12 protein-coding genes are annotated in these 13597 nt (G+C 65.9%); 1 reads left to right on the forward strand and 11 read right to left on the reverse strand.

The genetic code is table 11. The features are described 5' to 3' along the window. Window positions 1-113: 113 nt before the first annotated feature. The gene (locus BGP00_RS12110) at window positions 114-1583 is read left to right on the forward strand and encodes an aldehyde dehydrogenase family protein (protein WP_292689455.1); all 1470 of its coding nucleotides are present in this window, start codon (window positions 114-116) and stop codon (window positions 1581-1583) included. A 40-nt stretch (window positions 1584-1623) separates the two neighbouring features. Here the strand turns inward: BGP00_RS12110 and BGP00_RS12115 are convergent, their stop codons facing one another. The 11 genes from BGP00_RS12115 to BGP00_RS12165 all read right to left on the reverse strand — a co-directional run bounded on the left by BGP00_RS12115 (window position 1624) and on the right by BGP00_RS12165 (window position 13548). Then, window positions 1624-2760 (reverse strand): FAD-binding oxidoreductase, encoded by a 1137-nt coding sequence (locus BGP00_RS12115; protein ID WP_292689456.1) that lies wholly within the window; start codon window positions 2758-2760, stop codon window positions 1624-1626. Beyond that, window positions 2757-4127, reverse strand: coding sequence for an FAD/NAD(P)-binding oxidoreductase (locus tag BGP00_RS12120; protein ID WP_292689457.1), 1371 nt, complete (start codon window positions 4125-4127; stop codon window positions 2757-2759). Before BGP00_RS12120 ends, BGP00_RS12115 begins: the two co-directional genes overlap by 4 nt. Continuing rightward, window positions 4109-4432, reverse strand: coding sequence for a (2Fe-2S)-binding protein (locus BGP00_RS12125; RefSeq protein ID WP_292689458.1), 324 nt, complete (start codon window positions 4430-4432; stop codon window positions 4109-4111). The genes BGP00_RS12120 and BGP00_RS12125 overlap by 19 nt, the downstream gene beginning before the upstream one ends. Beyond that, complete coding sequence (locus BGP00_RS12130) at window positions 4429-6201, reverse strand: ABC transporter ATP-binding protein (RefSeq protein ID WP_292689459.1); 1773 nt, start codon at window positions 6199-6201, stop codon at window positions 4429-4431. The genes BGP00_RS12125 and BGP00_RS12130 overlap by 4 nt, the downstream gene beginning before the upstream one ends. Then, window positions 6198-7019 carry an ABC transporter permease gene (locus BGP00_RS12135; protein ID WP_168602698.1) on the reverse strand — a complete coding sequence of 274 codons (822 nt, stop codon included), beginning with the start codon at window positions 7017-7019 and terminating at the stop codon, window positions 6198-6200. Before BGP00_RS12135 ends, BGP00_RS12130 begins: the two co-directional genes overlap by 4 nt. Then, complete coding sequence (locus BGP00_RS12140) at window positions 7016-7990, reverse strand: ABC transporter permease (RefSeq protein WP_246869998.1); 975 nt, start codon at window positions 7988-7990, stop codon at window positions 7016-7018. Before BGP00_RS12140 ends, BGP00_RS12135 begins: the two co-directional genes overlap by 4 nt. Beyond that, on the reverse strand, window positions 7987-9507 hold the full coding sequence (locus BGP00_RS12145) for an ABC transporter substrate-binding protein (RefSeq protein ID WP_292689460.1): 1521 nt from the start codon (window positions 9505-9507) through the stop codon (window positions 7987-7989). Before BGP00_RS12145 ends, BGP00_RS12140 begins: the two co-directional genes overlap by 4 nt. Next, complete coding sequence (locus BGP00_RS12150; RefSeq protein WP_292689461.1) at window positions 9504-10784, reverse strand: FAD-binding oxidoreductase; 1281 nt, start codon at window positions 10782-10784, stop codon at window positions 9504-9506. The genes BGP00_RS12145 and BGP00_RS12150 overlap by 4 nt, the downstream gene beginning before the upstream one ends. A gap of 5 nt (window positions 10785-10789) precedes the next feature. After that, entirely contained in the window at window positions 10790-11458 is a 669-nt protein-coding gene (locus BGP00_RS12155) for a haloacid dehalogenase type II (RefSeq protein ID WP_292689462.1), read from the reverse strand. A 147-nt stretch (window positions 11459-11605) separates the two neighbouring features. Next, the gene (locus BGP00_RS12160) at window positions 11606-12559 is read right to left on the reverse strand and encodes a glyoxylate/hydroxypyruvate reductase A (RefSeq protein WP_292689463.1); all 954 of its coding nucleotides are present in this window, start codon (window positions 12557-12559) and stop codon (window positions 11606-11608) included. Then, on the reverse strand, window positions 12556-13548 hold the full coding sequence (locus tag BGP00_RS12165; protein ID WP_292689464.1) for a PepSY-associated TM helix domain-containing protein: 993 nt from the start codon (window positions 13546-13548) through the stop codon (window positions 12556-12558). Before BGP00_RS12165 ends, BGP00_RS12160 begins: the two co-directional genes overlap by 4 nt. Window positions 13549-13597: the final 49 nt, after the last annotated feature.

Consider the following 13597-nt stretch of genomic DNA (forward strand, 5'->3'; position numbering starts at 1 on the left):
CATAAGATCAGAAGATTATGGCGTTGAGCGCCCCGCTTTGCCCAGTCGATTCTGCCGCTGGGCAATAATCTTGCCCCCAGAACCCCCAAAGAACCACTGCGGAGCCATGCCCGATGACGATTGCCTTCAACCCCGATTCCATCCGGCCCGATCTGGCGGCCAATTTCATCGGTGGGCGCAAAATTCTGGGCGCCGGCGCGGTGTTCGATGTGTTGCGCCCTTCCGATGGGGGGCTGCTCTCGCCCTTGCACGCGGCCAGCATGGACCAGATGAACCAAGCGGCAGAAGATGCCGCCGCCGCGCAGAAAAGCAGCGGCTGGGGCCGGATGGACCCGCGCGCCCGCGCCCGTATCCTGCACCGCTGGGCCGATGCGATTGACGCCGACCGCGCGGTTCTGGCCCCGCTGGAAGCGGTGGGCTCGACCCGCACGCTGGCCGAGATTCTGGCATGGGATCTGCCCTATACCGCCGAATGCATCCGCTTTTTCGCCGAATTTGCCGATAAGCATGGCGGCGAGGTGGGCGCCACCGCCGATGACCGTTTTGGTTTCACCGCCAATGAACCCTATGGCGTGGTCGGCGCAATTGCGCCGTGGAACCTGCCGCTGGTGATGGCGGCGTGGAAATTGGGCCCAGCGCTGGCGGCGGGCAATGCCGTGGTGCTCAAGCCTTCCGAACTGACGCCCTTCTCGGTCGTGCGTCTGGCCGAACTGGCCGTGGCCGCCGGGGTGCCTGCGGGCATCTTCAACGTGGTGCAGGGCATGGGCCATGACATTGGCGATGGCCTCGTCCGCGCAGAGCAGGTCGGTAAGGTCAGCTTTACCGGATCGACCGCCACGGGCCGCGCGATCATGAGCGCCTGTGCGGCCACCGGGCCGAAACCCTGCACGCTCGAACTGGGCGGCAAGAGCCCGCAGATCATCTTTGCCGACGCGGATATGGACAAGGCCTGCGCGATTGTCGCCCGCGCGATCACCTTGAACGCCGGTCAGGTCTGCGTCGCCGGTTCGCGCCTGCTGGTCGAGGCCAGCGTGGCCGATGAGGTGACCGAGCGCATCGCCGCCCTGTTCCGCGCCCACCGTTTGGGCGAGACATGGGCCGATGGCACGACGATGGGGCCGATCGTTTCGGAAAAGCAATTGTCGGGGATCGACGCCATCGTGCAAACCGCCCGCGCCGAGGGCGGCGAGGCGATTACCGGCGGGGCGCGGGTCGAACGGGCCGGGACTTTCTACGAACCCACGCTGATCGCGGGCCTTTCCGCCGACGCCACTGCGGTGCAAAGCGAGATCTTCGGCCCGGTCCTGACGGTGCAGAGCTTTGCCGATGACGAGGAAGCCTATGCGCTGGCCAATGGCACGCGCTATGGTCTGGCGGCGGGGGTTCATACCCAGAACCTGAGCCGCGCGATCCGCGCCACGCGGGCGCTTGAGGCAGGCACGGTCTGGGTCAACCGCTATGGCCGCTCGGATGATTTCATCCTGCCCACCGGCGGTTTCAAGCAATCGGGGCTGGGCAAGGATCTGGGGCGCGAGGCCTATCTGGCAAGCTGCAAGAGCAAAACGGTGCTGATCGGGCTGTAACGAAAAGGGGGGCAAAGGTTCGATACCTTTGCCCCCTTACTTATTTGGCAAACCGCGTCACCGCATAATGTTCGAGCGGAATATCGGTCGCGCCCGTGGCGATCAATTCAGCCATGGTTTCGCCCACGCCCGGCCCGATCTGAAACCCGCTGCCCGAAAAGCCGAAGGCGTGGAACAGGCCTGAAACCTTGGCGCTCGGCCCCATGATCGGCAGGGCGTCATCGGTATAGCCCTCGATCCCGCTCCACACGCGGATGACCTGCAGATTGGCCAGTGCCGGGGCCAGACGGCGCAGATGCTGAAACTGCGTCATGGTGTTTTGCGGCAAGACATAGGAGCGATAGTCGTCGGGATAGGATTGCGCCCGCGTCGATCCGCCCAGCACGATATTGCCGCGCGCCACCTGCCGGAAATAGACGGTTTCCACCTCATCGGGCGTCATCACGCCCACGGCGGGCGCGATGGCATAGGGCACCGGCTCGGTCACGCTCATCGTCGGCGCGCGCGGGGTGAGGGGGATTTCCTCGCCAAACCAGCCCGCGATCTTGCCCGCCCATGCGCCCGCCGTGATCAGCAGGATCGGCGCGGCAAATTGGCGGCCATCCTCGGCGGTCAGGCGGAAATCCTCGCCCACCTTCTCGGCGTGGACGATCTTGGTGTCTTCGACGATGGAGGCCCCCAGCCGCGCCGCCGCCCGCGCAAAGGCAGGCGCGGCAAGGCGCGGATTGGCATGGCCGTCGGTGGCCGAATAGGACCCGGCCAGCACGTCCGGCCCCAGCCACGGAAATTTCTCCCGCAAGGCATTGGCGGACAGCAATTCGAGGTCCAGCCCTTCCTCACGCGCAAGGGCGGCATAGTCTTCCATTTTGCCGATATTTTCCGGGCGGTCGCGGAAGCACACGCGGATATGGCCGCTTTGCAGATATTCCACATCCGAGCCCAGCAATTGCGGGGAATCGCGCCAGATGCGGATCGCCCGATTGGCCAGGGGAAGCTGAAAGATCGGGCGACCCTGACGGCGCACATTGCCGAAATTGGTGCCGCTGGCCTGCCGCCCCACCTTGTCGGTTTCCAGCAGCGTCACCGACATGCCGCGCTGGCGCAGGAAAAGCGCCGCGCTGCATCCCATCAAACCGCCACCGATGATGGCGACATCGCTCTGGTGGATCTGGGTCATAGGTCGTTCCGCTTCAGACTCACGGGGATAGGTTTGACCGGGGCCTGCCCGCGCAGGCGCCCGGTCTTTTCCAGCGATACGCTGCGCGCCGCCGCGATGATTTCGGTGCTGGCATGGCCGCAATAGCGCCCCTGGCAACGACCCATGCCGACGCGGCTGAAGGCCTTGGCGCGGTTGGCTTCCTGCGCATGAGCGGTGTTCACGCTGGCGCGCAGGGTGGCGGCGGTCACGGCCTCACAGCGGCAGACGATGGCCTCATCGGGGATCGCGGCGACCAGTTCATGTGGCCATGGGAAAGCCTGCGCCAACCCCTTGGCGAAGTTTGCGTAATTGGCTTTTTCGGCCAGCAGCCAGCGGCGGCGATCAGCATCCACCGATAGGCCCAGATCAGCCAGCGCGGCCATCGCGGCCAGTTCGCCCGTCACCTCGGCGCTACGCGCGCCCAAGACCCGCGCTCCATCGCCGCCAAGGTAAAGCGCATTGCCCGCCCGCCCATCGGCATCGGTTTGGGGCAGCCACTGGCGCGTGGCCTCGTCAAAAGCAAAGGTTGCGCGGGCCAGATCGGCAATCTGCGCCTCGGGCTTCACATGCCAGCCCATGGCCACGGCATCGCCCGCGAAATGCTTGACCGCGCCCTTGTGGCGCACGGTCACGCCCGAAACGCCGCTCTGAGTATCGCCCTCGATTTCCACCGGCGTCACGCCCGTCAGCACAGGCACGCCCGCGCGCTTCAGATCGCGCAGGAGCTTGACTCCCTGCCACAGCAGTTCGGGCATCGCGGCCAGTTTCGGCGCGGCCTTCACCCTTAGCCAGAAGGGCGAGGTGTCCAGCACGGCGGCCACTTCGGCCCCGGCCTTCACATATTGCGCGGCGGCCAGATAGAGCAGCGGGCCGGAGCCGAGGAAGATCACCCGATGCCCGATGGCGCAGCCCTGAGCCTTGAGCGCAATCTGCGCCCCGCCCAGCGAATAGCACCCCGCCGCCTGCCAGCCCTTGATCGGGGCCACGCGGTCGCTGGCCCCGCTGCACACGATCAGCGCGTCATAGGGGATTGCCTGCGTCTCGCCTTCATGCGCGGCCCAGACATGGCCCTCGGCCACATTCCACACCAGCGTCTCGGGGCGATAGTCGATATGGGGCACGAGGGCGGCGAAATCCTCATGGATCGCGCGGGCGCGCGCCGCTTCGGTGCCGTAAAGCGCTTCGTGGTCGCGCTGGAAATTTTCCGGCGGGCGGCGATAGATCTGGCCGCCGGCGCGGGCGGCCTCGTCGATGACGATGGGGCGCAGTCCCGCGCGCACCACGGCCGATGCGGCGCGCACCCCGGCCGGGCCTGCGCCGACGATAATTACGCGATGGTTGCCCATGTCGCCTCCGGCTGGTGAGTCGAAATTTCCATGCCGCCCTGCACCGGCGTTGAACAGGCGCGCAGACGCTCGCCCTGCGCGGTCCAGACCCAGCAGTCCTGACAGGCGCCCATCAGGCAAAAGCCCGCGCGGCGGCCATCGGTCGGTTCAAGGTCTGAAAATTCGCTGCTGCGCAACGCATCGCCGTTGGTCAGCATCGCCACCATCAGCGTATCGCCCGCCAGCGCGGTGACACCCACGCCGTCGATGGTGAGGCTCACCTGCGGCCGGTCGGTTTCGACAAGGCGGCGGAAACGGGCGCTCATGCTTGTTCCTTGATGCTGGGGGAATGGTGGCACAGCCAGCGCATGCCATCGCCTTCGCGCAACGGCGCGGGCACGGCATCGCACAGGCCCGGAACGGCCTCGGCGCAGCGCGGCTGAAACGGGCAGAGGCCCTCGACGCGAAAACCGCGCAGGATCGGCGCGCGCGTGGTGTCGAGCCAGCGCGGGTCCATCGTGGGCAGGCTGGATTTGAGCAGGCTGGTATAGGGATGATGGCGCGACCCGTTAAACGCGGCCCGCGTGGCCAGTTCGACCGGCGTGCCACCGTACAGCACCAGCACCTTTTCGCACAAAGCCGAAACCGCGTGGATATCATGGCTGATAAACACCGTGGCCAGCCCCAGATCGCGGCGCAGATCCTCGATCAGCGAGAGGATCGCCGCGCCAACGACCGTATCGAGCGCGGATGTCACTTCATCGCAGAGCAGCACCTTAGGCTCGGCCGCCAGCGCGCGGGCAAGGTTGACGCGCTGCTTCTGGCCGCCCGACAGTTTCGTCACCGGCCGGTCGATCACCTCGGGCGGCAGGCGCGTCAGGTCCAGCAATTCGGCCACCCGCCGATCCGCCGCCGCGCCGGTCAACCCGTGGTAATGCTGCAAGGGGCGGGCAAGTATGCGGCGCACGCTATGGGCCGGATTAAGCGCGGTATCGGCGTTTTGAAACACCAGTTGCACGGTGCGGAATTGATCGAGGCTGCGATCTTCCAGCCGTGGCGGCAGAGCGCTGCCGTTCAGCAGGACCTCGCCTTGCGCGGCGGGCAGCAGCCCGGCGATCACGCGGGCCAGCGTCGATTTACCCGACCCGCTTTCGCCAATGATGCCCAGCGCGCCGCCCGCAGGCAGATCAAACGCCACATCGCGCAGCACCGGAATCTGCGGCATTCCATCGACAACGCGGCCATAGCCCGCCGTCAGCCCCCGCACCGAGAGCACCGGCGCGGCATCATCACCCGCAGGCGCGGCAGGCACCGGATGGGGCGCATTGACCAGCACCTGCGTATAGGCATCGCGCGGCGCGGTCAGCACCTGCTCGGCCGGGCCTTCCTCCACCAGCCGCCCTTTCAAAAGCACGGCGATGCGGTCGGCCATCTGGGCCACCACGGCAAGGTCATGGCTGACATAGATCGCGGTGGCGCCCCGGCCATGGTTGCAATGGGCCAGCGCAGCCTTGAAACATTTGAGCACCTCGACCTGCGTAGTCACGTCGAGCGCGGTGGTTGGCTCGTCCAGGATCACCAGTTCGGGATCGGTAATCAGCGCCATCGCCGCCATCAGCCGCTGCAATTGCCCGCCCGAGACCTGATGCGGATAGCGATCACCAATCGTCTCGGGCGAGGGCAGGGCCAGCGCGCGGAACAGGTCCACCGCCTTGGCCTCGGCCTCCTGGCGCGTCATGATGCGATGGATGATGGCCGGTTCGATCACCTGCGCCATGATCCGGCGCGAAGGGTTGAAGGCCGCCGCCGCGCTTTGCGCGATATAGGCAATGTGGCGGCCCCGGATCGCGGAGAGCTCTTCCTCGCTCTTGCCCTCGATCACCATGCCGCCCACGCGGATCGTGCCGCTCGCAATGCGTCCGCCATGGCGGCACCATCCCATCAGGGCCAGCGCGGTCGTGCTCTTGCCCGAACCGGATTCGCCGATCAGCGCCAGCACCTCTCCGCGCTGTACGGCAAAGGAAATGTCCGAAACAATCGGCACATCACCCACCGCCACGGTCAGGCCGGAAACTTCGATATGGGGGGCGCTCATCGCTTGTCCTCGGGCTTGAGGGCGTCAATCAACAGGTTCGTCCCCACCGTCAGCACGGCAATTGCCAACGCCGGGGCAAGGATGGCGGGCGCGCCCTCGGTAAGGCCCGAGATATTCTCGCGCACCAGCGAGCCAAGGTCGGCATAGGGCGGCTGCACCCCAAGGCCGAGGAACGACAGGCCCGAAAGCAGCAGCACCACGAACACGAAGCGCAGGCCCAGATCCGCCAGCAGCGGGTGGATCATATTGGGCAGCACCTCGTGGAGGGCGATGGCGAATTTGCGCTCGCCCCGCGCGCGGGCCGCCGCCACGAAATCCAGCGCGGCAAGGTTCATCGCCAGCGCGCGCGCAATGCGGAAATTGCCCGGCACATAGGTCAGCGCGCAGATCAGCAGCAGGAGCGGCAGGGAAGAACCGCAGGCCGCCACCAGCACCAGCGCAAGGATCTTGGACGGGATCGAGATCAGCGTGTCCATCGCGCGCGAGATGATCTCATCGACCATCCCGCCCGACAAAGTGGCCCAGAGCGCAAGGGTCGTGCCGCAGCAGGCCGCCAGCAATGCCGCGCCCAGACCCAGAAACACCGTATAGCGCGCGCCATAGAGCAGGCGCGAAAACACATCGCGGCCCAGATAATCGCTGCCCAGCCAGAAGCGCGCGGACAGGCCGGAAAACACGTCCTGATCCACAAAGGCGCCCACCGGATGCGGCGCCACCCAAGGCCCCGCCACCGCCAGCACCAGCCAGAAGCCGACGAAACCGGCGGCAATGCGCGTGGCCAGAGGGGCCCCGGCCAAAAGGGAGATCGAGCGTTTCATTGCGCACGCAGCCTTGGGTTGGCCAGCAGCGCGACCATATCGGCCACCAGCATCAAGAGGAGATAGGCCGAGCAGAAGATCATCGCGCAGGCCTGCAACAAGGGCATGTCGCGGCTGGTCACGGCATTGACCATCAAACTGGCCAGACCCGGAAAGTTGAAGATGGTTTCGACAATGATCGCCCCGCCCATCAGGTAGGAGAGCGAGAGCGCCATCGCATTGACAATCGGCCCCAGACAATTGGGCAGCACATGGCCCAACACCACGCGCGAGAGCGAAGCGCCCTTCAAACGCGCCATTTCCACATAGGGCCGGTCAAGCTGATCCGCGATGGCGGCGCGGGTCATGCGGGCCATCTGCGCCACCACCACCACCGTCAGCGACAGGATCGGCAGCGCGCAGGAGCGCAAAGTGTCGCTCCAGCTCGCCTCGGCCGAAACCATCGCGATCGAGGGCAGCCACATGAGCTTGACCGAAAAGATCAGCACGCCCACCGTCGCCACCAGAAATTCGGGCAGCGCCACCATCGAGAGCGAGGCCAGATTGATCGCCCGGTCGATCCATGTGCCGCGCCGGATCGCCGCCGTAATGCCCATGATCAGCGCCAGAGGCACCGCCAGCACCGCCGTCATCCCCGCCAGCATCAGCGTGTTGGGCAGGCGTTCGGCAATGATCGCGCCCACCGGCATACCGGCCACCAGCGATTGCCCCGCATCGCCCTGAACCATGCCCGAGAGCCAGCGCGCGTAACGCACCGGGGCGGGTTGGTCCAAGCCCATTTCGTGGCGCAGCGCGGCCACCTGTTCGGGCGTGGCGGACTGGCCAAGGGCCTCCTGCGCCGCATCGCCCGGCAATAGGCCCGCAATGGCAAAGATCACCATCGAGACCAGCAGCAGCGTCAGCGCCGCCGAACCCACCCGCCGGGCCACCATCGGCCAAAGGCTGGCCTTTCCGGTTTTTGCCCCGCTCATGCCGCCCACCATACGTGTTCGGCAAATTGATAGCCCATCAATCCTCCCATCGGCAGCGGGTTGAGCCCCTGCAACCGCCGGTCATGGCCGTCGATCAGGCTGATGAAGACCGGGATGATCGAGCCGCACTGGTCATGCACGATCTGCTGCATCTCGCCATACATGGCCTTACGGTCTGCCTCGTTTGTCTCACCCCGAGCGGCCAGCAGGAGCTGGTCAAAGCGCGGGTTTTTCCATCCCGTCTCGTTCCATGCGGCGTCGGATTTGTAGAAAAGCGAGAAGACCAGATCGGCGGTCGGGCGCGGATTGGTGCTGCCAAAGGAAAGCGGGTGACGCATCCAGTGCGTGGACCAGTATCCGTCCGAGGGCACCCGCGTAATGGCCAGATCGAGGCCCGCGCGCGCGCCATATTCCTGAAGCACCGAGGCCATATCGACCGAACCTTCGACCGCGGGGCCGCAAAAGATCGGCAGGCGCACGTTCTGCAACCCGCCGCGCCGCACATGCCATTTCGCCCGGTCCAGATCGAGCGCGGTCTGGGGAATGGCGGGGTTGTAATAGGGGTGAAAGGGCGGGATCGGCTGATCGTTGCCGATGGTGGCATAGCCGCGAAACAGCGCGCGTTTGACCAGCGGGCGGTCCACCAGATGTTTGAGCGCGGCGATGAAATCGGGATTGCCGCTGGGCAGGCGATCCATCCGCGCGATCAGGTTGGAATAGAGCGCCGATGGCGTGGTGGCGATGGCATGGGCCGGGGATGCCTCCACGCGGCGGGTGGAATGCGGGGCCACCGCGTTCACCAATTGCACATCGCCCGCCAACAGCGCGTTGATACGGCTGACCTCATCGGGAATGGCGATCAGTTCGATGCGGTCGAGATAGGGCTTGCCCGGCACCCAATAGTCGGGATTGCGGACCACCACGGTGCGGATGCCCGGCTTGAATTCGGCCAGGCGGAATGCGCCCGTGCCATTGCCGTCGGGTCGATCCACCCCGTGGCGCACGATCAGGAAATGCGACTGCGCCAGAAGGGCGGGCAGATCGGCATTCGGCCCGGTCAGGCGGATGACCACGCCATAGCGGCCATCGGCGCGCACCTCGGCAAATTGCTCGGCAAGGCTGGCCATCTTGCTGCCCAGCTTGGGGTCTTTGTGACGCAGCAGCGAGAAGACGACGTCCGCGCTGGTCAATTCGCCGCCATGATGGAAATGCACGCCCCGGCGCAGCGCGACATGCCATGTGGTCCGGTCGGCGCTCTCGATCCGTTCGGCCAGCGAAGGATGCGCGAGCAGATCATGCCCGATCCGCGTCAGCCCCGAATAGAGCATGTAATGGCGCACATAATCGGTGGAAAGCGCGCCCTTGGCCGGGTCGAGCGTATCGGCGGTGGAGACCGATTGCGTGGCCACGCGGATCGAACCGCCGCGTTTGGGCAGGGCGGCGCCCATCGCGGGCAGGCCCGCCAGGCCAGCGCTTAATCCGCCCAGCATCATGGCGCGGCGTGAAAAGTCCATCATTGGAAATAGTCCAGCACGCGGTAATAGGCGCCCACAAAGGGCAGGAACCATGGCTTGCCCAGATGGCCGGGAATGGCGGGCCAGGCGAGATCGGCAAAGGGATTGGCATCGGCATCGCCGCCCATCACCTTGGCCATCTGTCCGCCCATATGGGTGGCCATCTGTACCCCATGGCCCGAATAGCCCATGGCGTAATACAGGCCCTCATGCTCGCCCGCGCGGGGCAGGCGGTCCTGCGTCAGGTCGATCGCGCCGCCCCAGCGGTGGTCGATTTGCGTGCCCGCCAAATCGGGGAACAGGCGCGTCATGGCCTTTTCCAGAATATCCGCACACTTCAGATCCGAGGCCGGGTTCGACAGGGCAAAACGAGCCCTCCCGCCAAACACCAACCGGTTGTCGGCGGTCAGGCGGAAGTAATTGCCGATGATCCGGCTGGTGACGTAATTGCGGCGGCCCGGGAACAGGTGATCGACCAAGGCGGCGTCGAGCGGCGCGGTGGCGATGGCGAAACTGCCCACGGTGACGATGCGGCGGCGGAACCAGCCGAAGGGCGCCTGCGGGCTGGCCCCGCCGGTGGCGACCAGCACCTGCGATGCCGAGACAGCGCCGCGCGAGGTTTCCACGCGATAGGCCGCGCCCTCACGTTTGATCCCGGTAACGGGCGCCTGTTCCCAGATATGCGCGCCCGCGCGGGCGGCGGCATGGGCAAGGCCCACCCCGAAACGGCCCACATGCAATTGCGCGCTGGTATGCTGGATCAGTGCGCCATAGAACCCATCGGCGCGGATTTCCTGAGCCAGACCATCGGCGTCCACCAGCGAAACATTGGGGTCCACCTCGGAGGAGAGCAGCTTGTAGGCCGCCTCGATCTTGGTGAAATGCTCCGGCTTGGCGGCCAGTTTGGCGCGGCCTGCGCGGCGGAAATCGCAGTCGATGCCTTCCTCGCGGGCGAGGCGTTCGACCGTGTCCACCGCGTCGCAATGGGCCAGATACCAGCGCCGCGCCTTGTCCACGCCATGGGCCGAGGCAAGAGCCCCGAAATCATGCGCGGTGCCCGAATTGCATTGGCCGCCATTGCGCCCCGATGCCGCCCCGATCACCGCGCCTGCCTCCAGCAGGGCCACCCGCGCTCCGCCCCGCGCCAGCGCCAGCGCCGCCGAAAGGCCGGTAAACCCGCCCCCGATCACGGCCACATCATAGCGGCCTTCGACGCCGCCCGCCTGTCCGCCGGTAAAGGCGGGGGCGGTGGCTTGCCAGAGGGAGGGGACAGGCTCCATCGCGATCAGAGGCCGACCAGCGCGGGCAGGCAGCCGATGTGCGGGATTTCGACATCGCGGTAATTCGCGTTCGAAGGCTCATGCCCGCGCCCGACGAAAACGCGCGTGCCAAAGCCAAGGTCGGTCGCCGTGTTCTGGTCATAGCGGAAGGAGGAGGAGACATGCATCCCGACCTCAGGCCCCCAGCCGAGCTGATCGAACATATATTCGAAGGCCTGCATGCGCGGCTTGTAGGCCTGTGCGCTTTCGGCGGTATAGACGGCGTAGAAGGGCGCCCCCAGCTTGGCCACATTGTCGTGGATCTGGCTGTTCATTGCGTTGGACAGGATCACCAGCGGGATCTTGGTGCCGATTTTCGACAGGCCGCCGGGCACATCCGGGTGCGGGCCCCAGGTGGGCACGGCGTTATAAATCGCCTCGCCGTAAGCCTCGTCATAGGCAACGCCCCACTTCTTGGCGGTGCGGGCAAGGGCATTGCCGATGATGTCGCGATAGGGCTTCCACGCGCCCAGCACTTCGTCAAAGCGATAGGCCGAAAAGTCCCTGATGAACGCAGGCATCTTTTCCTCGCCGATCACATCGCCGTAGAACTGCTGGGCCATCTCGCCCATGTGAAACTTGATCAGCGTGCCATAGCAGTCGAAGCTGATGAACTTGGGAGTGAAAATGGTCATGGGTCCATCCTGAAAAGGGTGCGCGACCGGCACCGAACACCTTCATAATAGGCCACCGCCGCGCCGGAAGAAGAAGCCGATTGCCATCGGCGCAAGGGGGCGCATACGGTTTTTTAAGCGGGCCTTTCGGCACACTATGCCGCGCCCTCAATAACCCCTGCTGCGGTCGATGTCGCCCGCCACGCTCTGGCCCGCCATCACGCCTTTGAGCGCGTCGATCAGCGCGTAAACCGCTGTGTCGATGCGGGTGACGCCCGCGATATGGGGGGTCAGGAAAACCGCGGGATGGCTGCGCAATGCGTGGTTTTCGGACAGGGGCTCGGGGGTCGAGACATCAAGGAAGGCGGCACTTATCGCTCCTTCGTCCAGCGCGGACAGCAGATCCTCCTGCACCAGATGCCCGCCGCGCGCGACATTGATGAGAGCGGCACCGCGCGGCATTTTGGCAAAGGTTTCACGGCACAGAATGCCGCGCGTTTCCGGCGTCAGCGGCAGTAGGCAGACAAGGATATCCAGCCCGCCCAGAAAGGCCTCCATGCCCGCGTCGCCCGCGAATGTCTCCACGCCTTCGATTTCGCGCCCGCTGCGGCTCCAGCCCGAGAGGCGAAAGCCGATGGGGGCCAGCATACGGATCGCGGCCTGACCCAGTTCGCCCAATCCCATGATCCCCACGCGGCGCTCGCGCGCCATCTTGACCGGCATATAGGGAAAGGTCCCCGCGCGCTGTCCCGCCACCAGCGCGGGCAGATCGCGGTGCAGCGCCAGCACCGCCATGGTCACATATTCGGCCATGGTGGTGGTGATGCCCGGCTCGATCATGCGGATCACGCGGACATGGGGCGGCAGGATTGATAGGTCGAGTTGGTCCACCCCGGCGCCGATGGAAAACAGCACCTCCAGATTGGGCAGGGCGGCGATGACTTCCTCGGACAGCGTCCAGGCGATCAGATAGCGCACGTCCTGCGCATCGCCAATGTCGGGCCAGCAGCGGAAGGGCACCTCGGGCAGATCGCGGGCGAAGATTTCGGCCCATGCCGCGCCGCGCTTGGGGTCGCCGCAATGTACGATGGTGGCGGAACCGCCACGGGGTACTATAGTCATTTGCTTTTTCCTTTGCGGGCGCGGTTCCATGCGATCACGCCGCTGATGGTAAGAAAGAGGAGCGCGCCGCCGACCAGCGCGATGAGGATTTGCCCGAAAATGCCCAGCGCATCGCCCGTATGCAAGGGCAACAGCCGCATCCACAGCTCGGGCGCATCGGTGCCGCGGGTGATGCGCGGGCGACCATCCGGCTCGATCGTGACAGTGTCGAGATACCAGTGATTGCCAGTCCGCGCCGCGAAATGGAATGTCGCATGGCCCGAGGGGGCCAAACGGATGTCGCTCAAGGATTGGCCCGGCAGCGCGGCGCGGGCATAGGCGACGTCCAGCATCGGCGCAGGATCGGTGCGCGCGGGATCGCCAAGAAAGGGCCCGGCAGCGGGCGGCACGATCAACGGCCAGACCAGCAGCAGCCCCGTCACCGCCATCATCGCCAGCAGCGCCGAGGCTGCCACTCCGGTCGAGCGATGCCACAGGCGCAATTTCAAACGCTTGGGCGCGCGGGCCGGGATCGACAGGCCCTGGCGCAGCCGCCCCTTGCCGGGCCACCAGAAGATGATCCCGCTGATCGCCAGCGCCAGCAGGGCGATGGCTTCTAGCGCCACCAGCGTCGAGCCGATAACACCGGAAAACAGGCTGTTGTGCCATTCCTGCGCGATACGCCATGGGTCATGCCAGAGCGAGCCGCTGTCCAGCACATGGCCGGTCGCCGGGTCGATGGCCACGAAAACGCGCTCGCCCGCAGCGTTGGTCATCCGCGCCACCACCGGGGCATCGGGCGAATAATCAAGGCGGAAGGCACGAAACCCCGGCGCGGCCCGCATCGCGCCGGCCACTAGCGCCGATGGGGGCAAGGCAGGACCGGATGTGATGGCAAGCGCGGGTGGGGGGATCAGCAGGAACAGGCCCGTCACCGCCTGCAACAGAAACAGAGGCGCCAATGCCAGCGCGATGCGGCGGTGCCAGACCAACAGGCTTTTGCGGTTCATCGGCGGTTTTCCGGCAAGAAGGCACAAAAAAGCCACCGCCTGCGTGGGA

This window comes from Novosphingobium sp. 63-713, from assembly GCF_001898925.1.
GTDB lineage: Bacteria > Pseudomonadota > Alphaproteobacteria > Sphingomonadales > Sphingomonadaceae > Novosphingobium.

What these genes read in the sequence shown, in the direction of transcription:
- BGP00_RS12115 (WP_292689456.1), bottom strand. Translation starts at nt 2,760, where the DNA reads ATGACCCAGATCCACCAGAGCGATGTCGCCATCATCGGTGGCGGTTTG.
- BGP00_RS12125 (WP_292689458.1), bottom strand. Translation starts at nt 4,432, where the DNA reads ATGAGCGCCCGTTTCCGCCGCCTTGTCGAAACCGACCGGCCGCAGGTG.
- BGP00_RS12160 (WP_292689463.1), bottom strand. Translation starts at nt 12,559, where the DNA reads ATGACTATAGTACCCCGTGGCGGTTCCGCCACCATCGTACATTGCGGC.
- BGP00_RS12165 (WP_292689464.1), bottom strand. Translation starts at nt 13,548, where the DNA reads ATGAACCGCAAAAGCCTGTTGGTCTGGCACCGCCGCATCGCGCTGGCA.
- BGP00_RS12155 (WP_292689462.1), bottom strand. Translation starts at nt 11,458, where the DNA reads ATGACCATTTTCACTCCCAAGTTCATCAGCTTCGACTGCTATGGCACG.
- BGP00_RS12140 (WP_246869998.1), bottom strand. Translation starts at nt 7,990, where the DNA reads ATGAGCGGGGCAAAAACCGGAAAGGCCAGCCTTTGGCCGATGGTGGCC.
- BGP00_RS12120 (WP_292689457.1), bottom strand. Translation starts at nt 4,127, where the DNA reads ATGGGCAACCATCGCGTAATTATCGTCGGCGCAGGCCCGGCCGGGGTG.
- BGP00_RS12150 (WP_292689461.1), bottom strand. Translation starts at nt 10,784, where the DNA reads ATGGAGCCTGTCCCCTCCCTCTGGCAAGCCACCGCCCCCGCCTTTACC.
- BGP00_RS12110 (WP_292689455.1), top strand. Translation starts at nt 114, where the DNA reads ATGACGATTGCCTTCAACCCCGATTCCATCCGGCCCGATCTGGCGGCC.
- BGP00_RS12145 (WP_292689460.1), bottom strand. Translation starts at nt 9,507, where the DNA reads ATGATGGACTTTTCACGCCGCGCCATGATGCTGGGCGGATTAAGCGCT.
- BGP00_RS12130 (WP_292689459.1), bottom strand. Translation starts at nt 6,201, where the DNA reads ATGAGCGCCCCCCATATCGAAGTTTCCGGCCTGACCGTGGCGGTGGGT.
- BGP00_RS12135 (WP_168602698.1), bottom strand. Translation starts at nt 7,019, where the DNA reads ATGAAACGCTCGATCTCCCTTTTGGCCGGGGCCCCTCTGGCCACGCGC.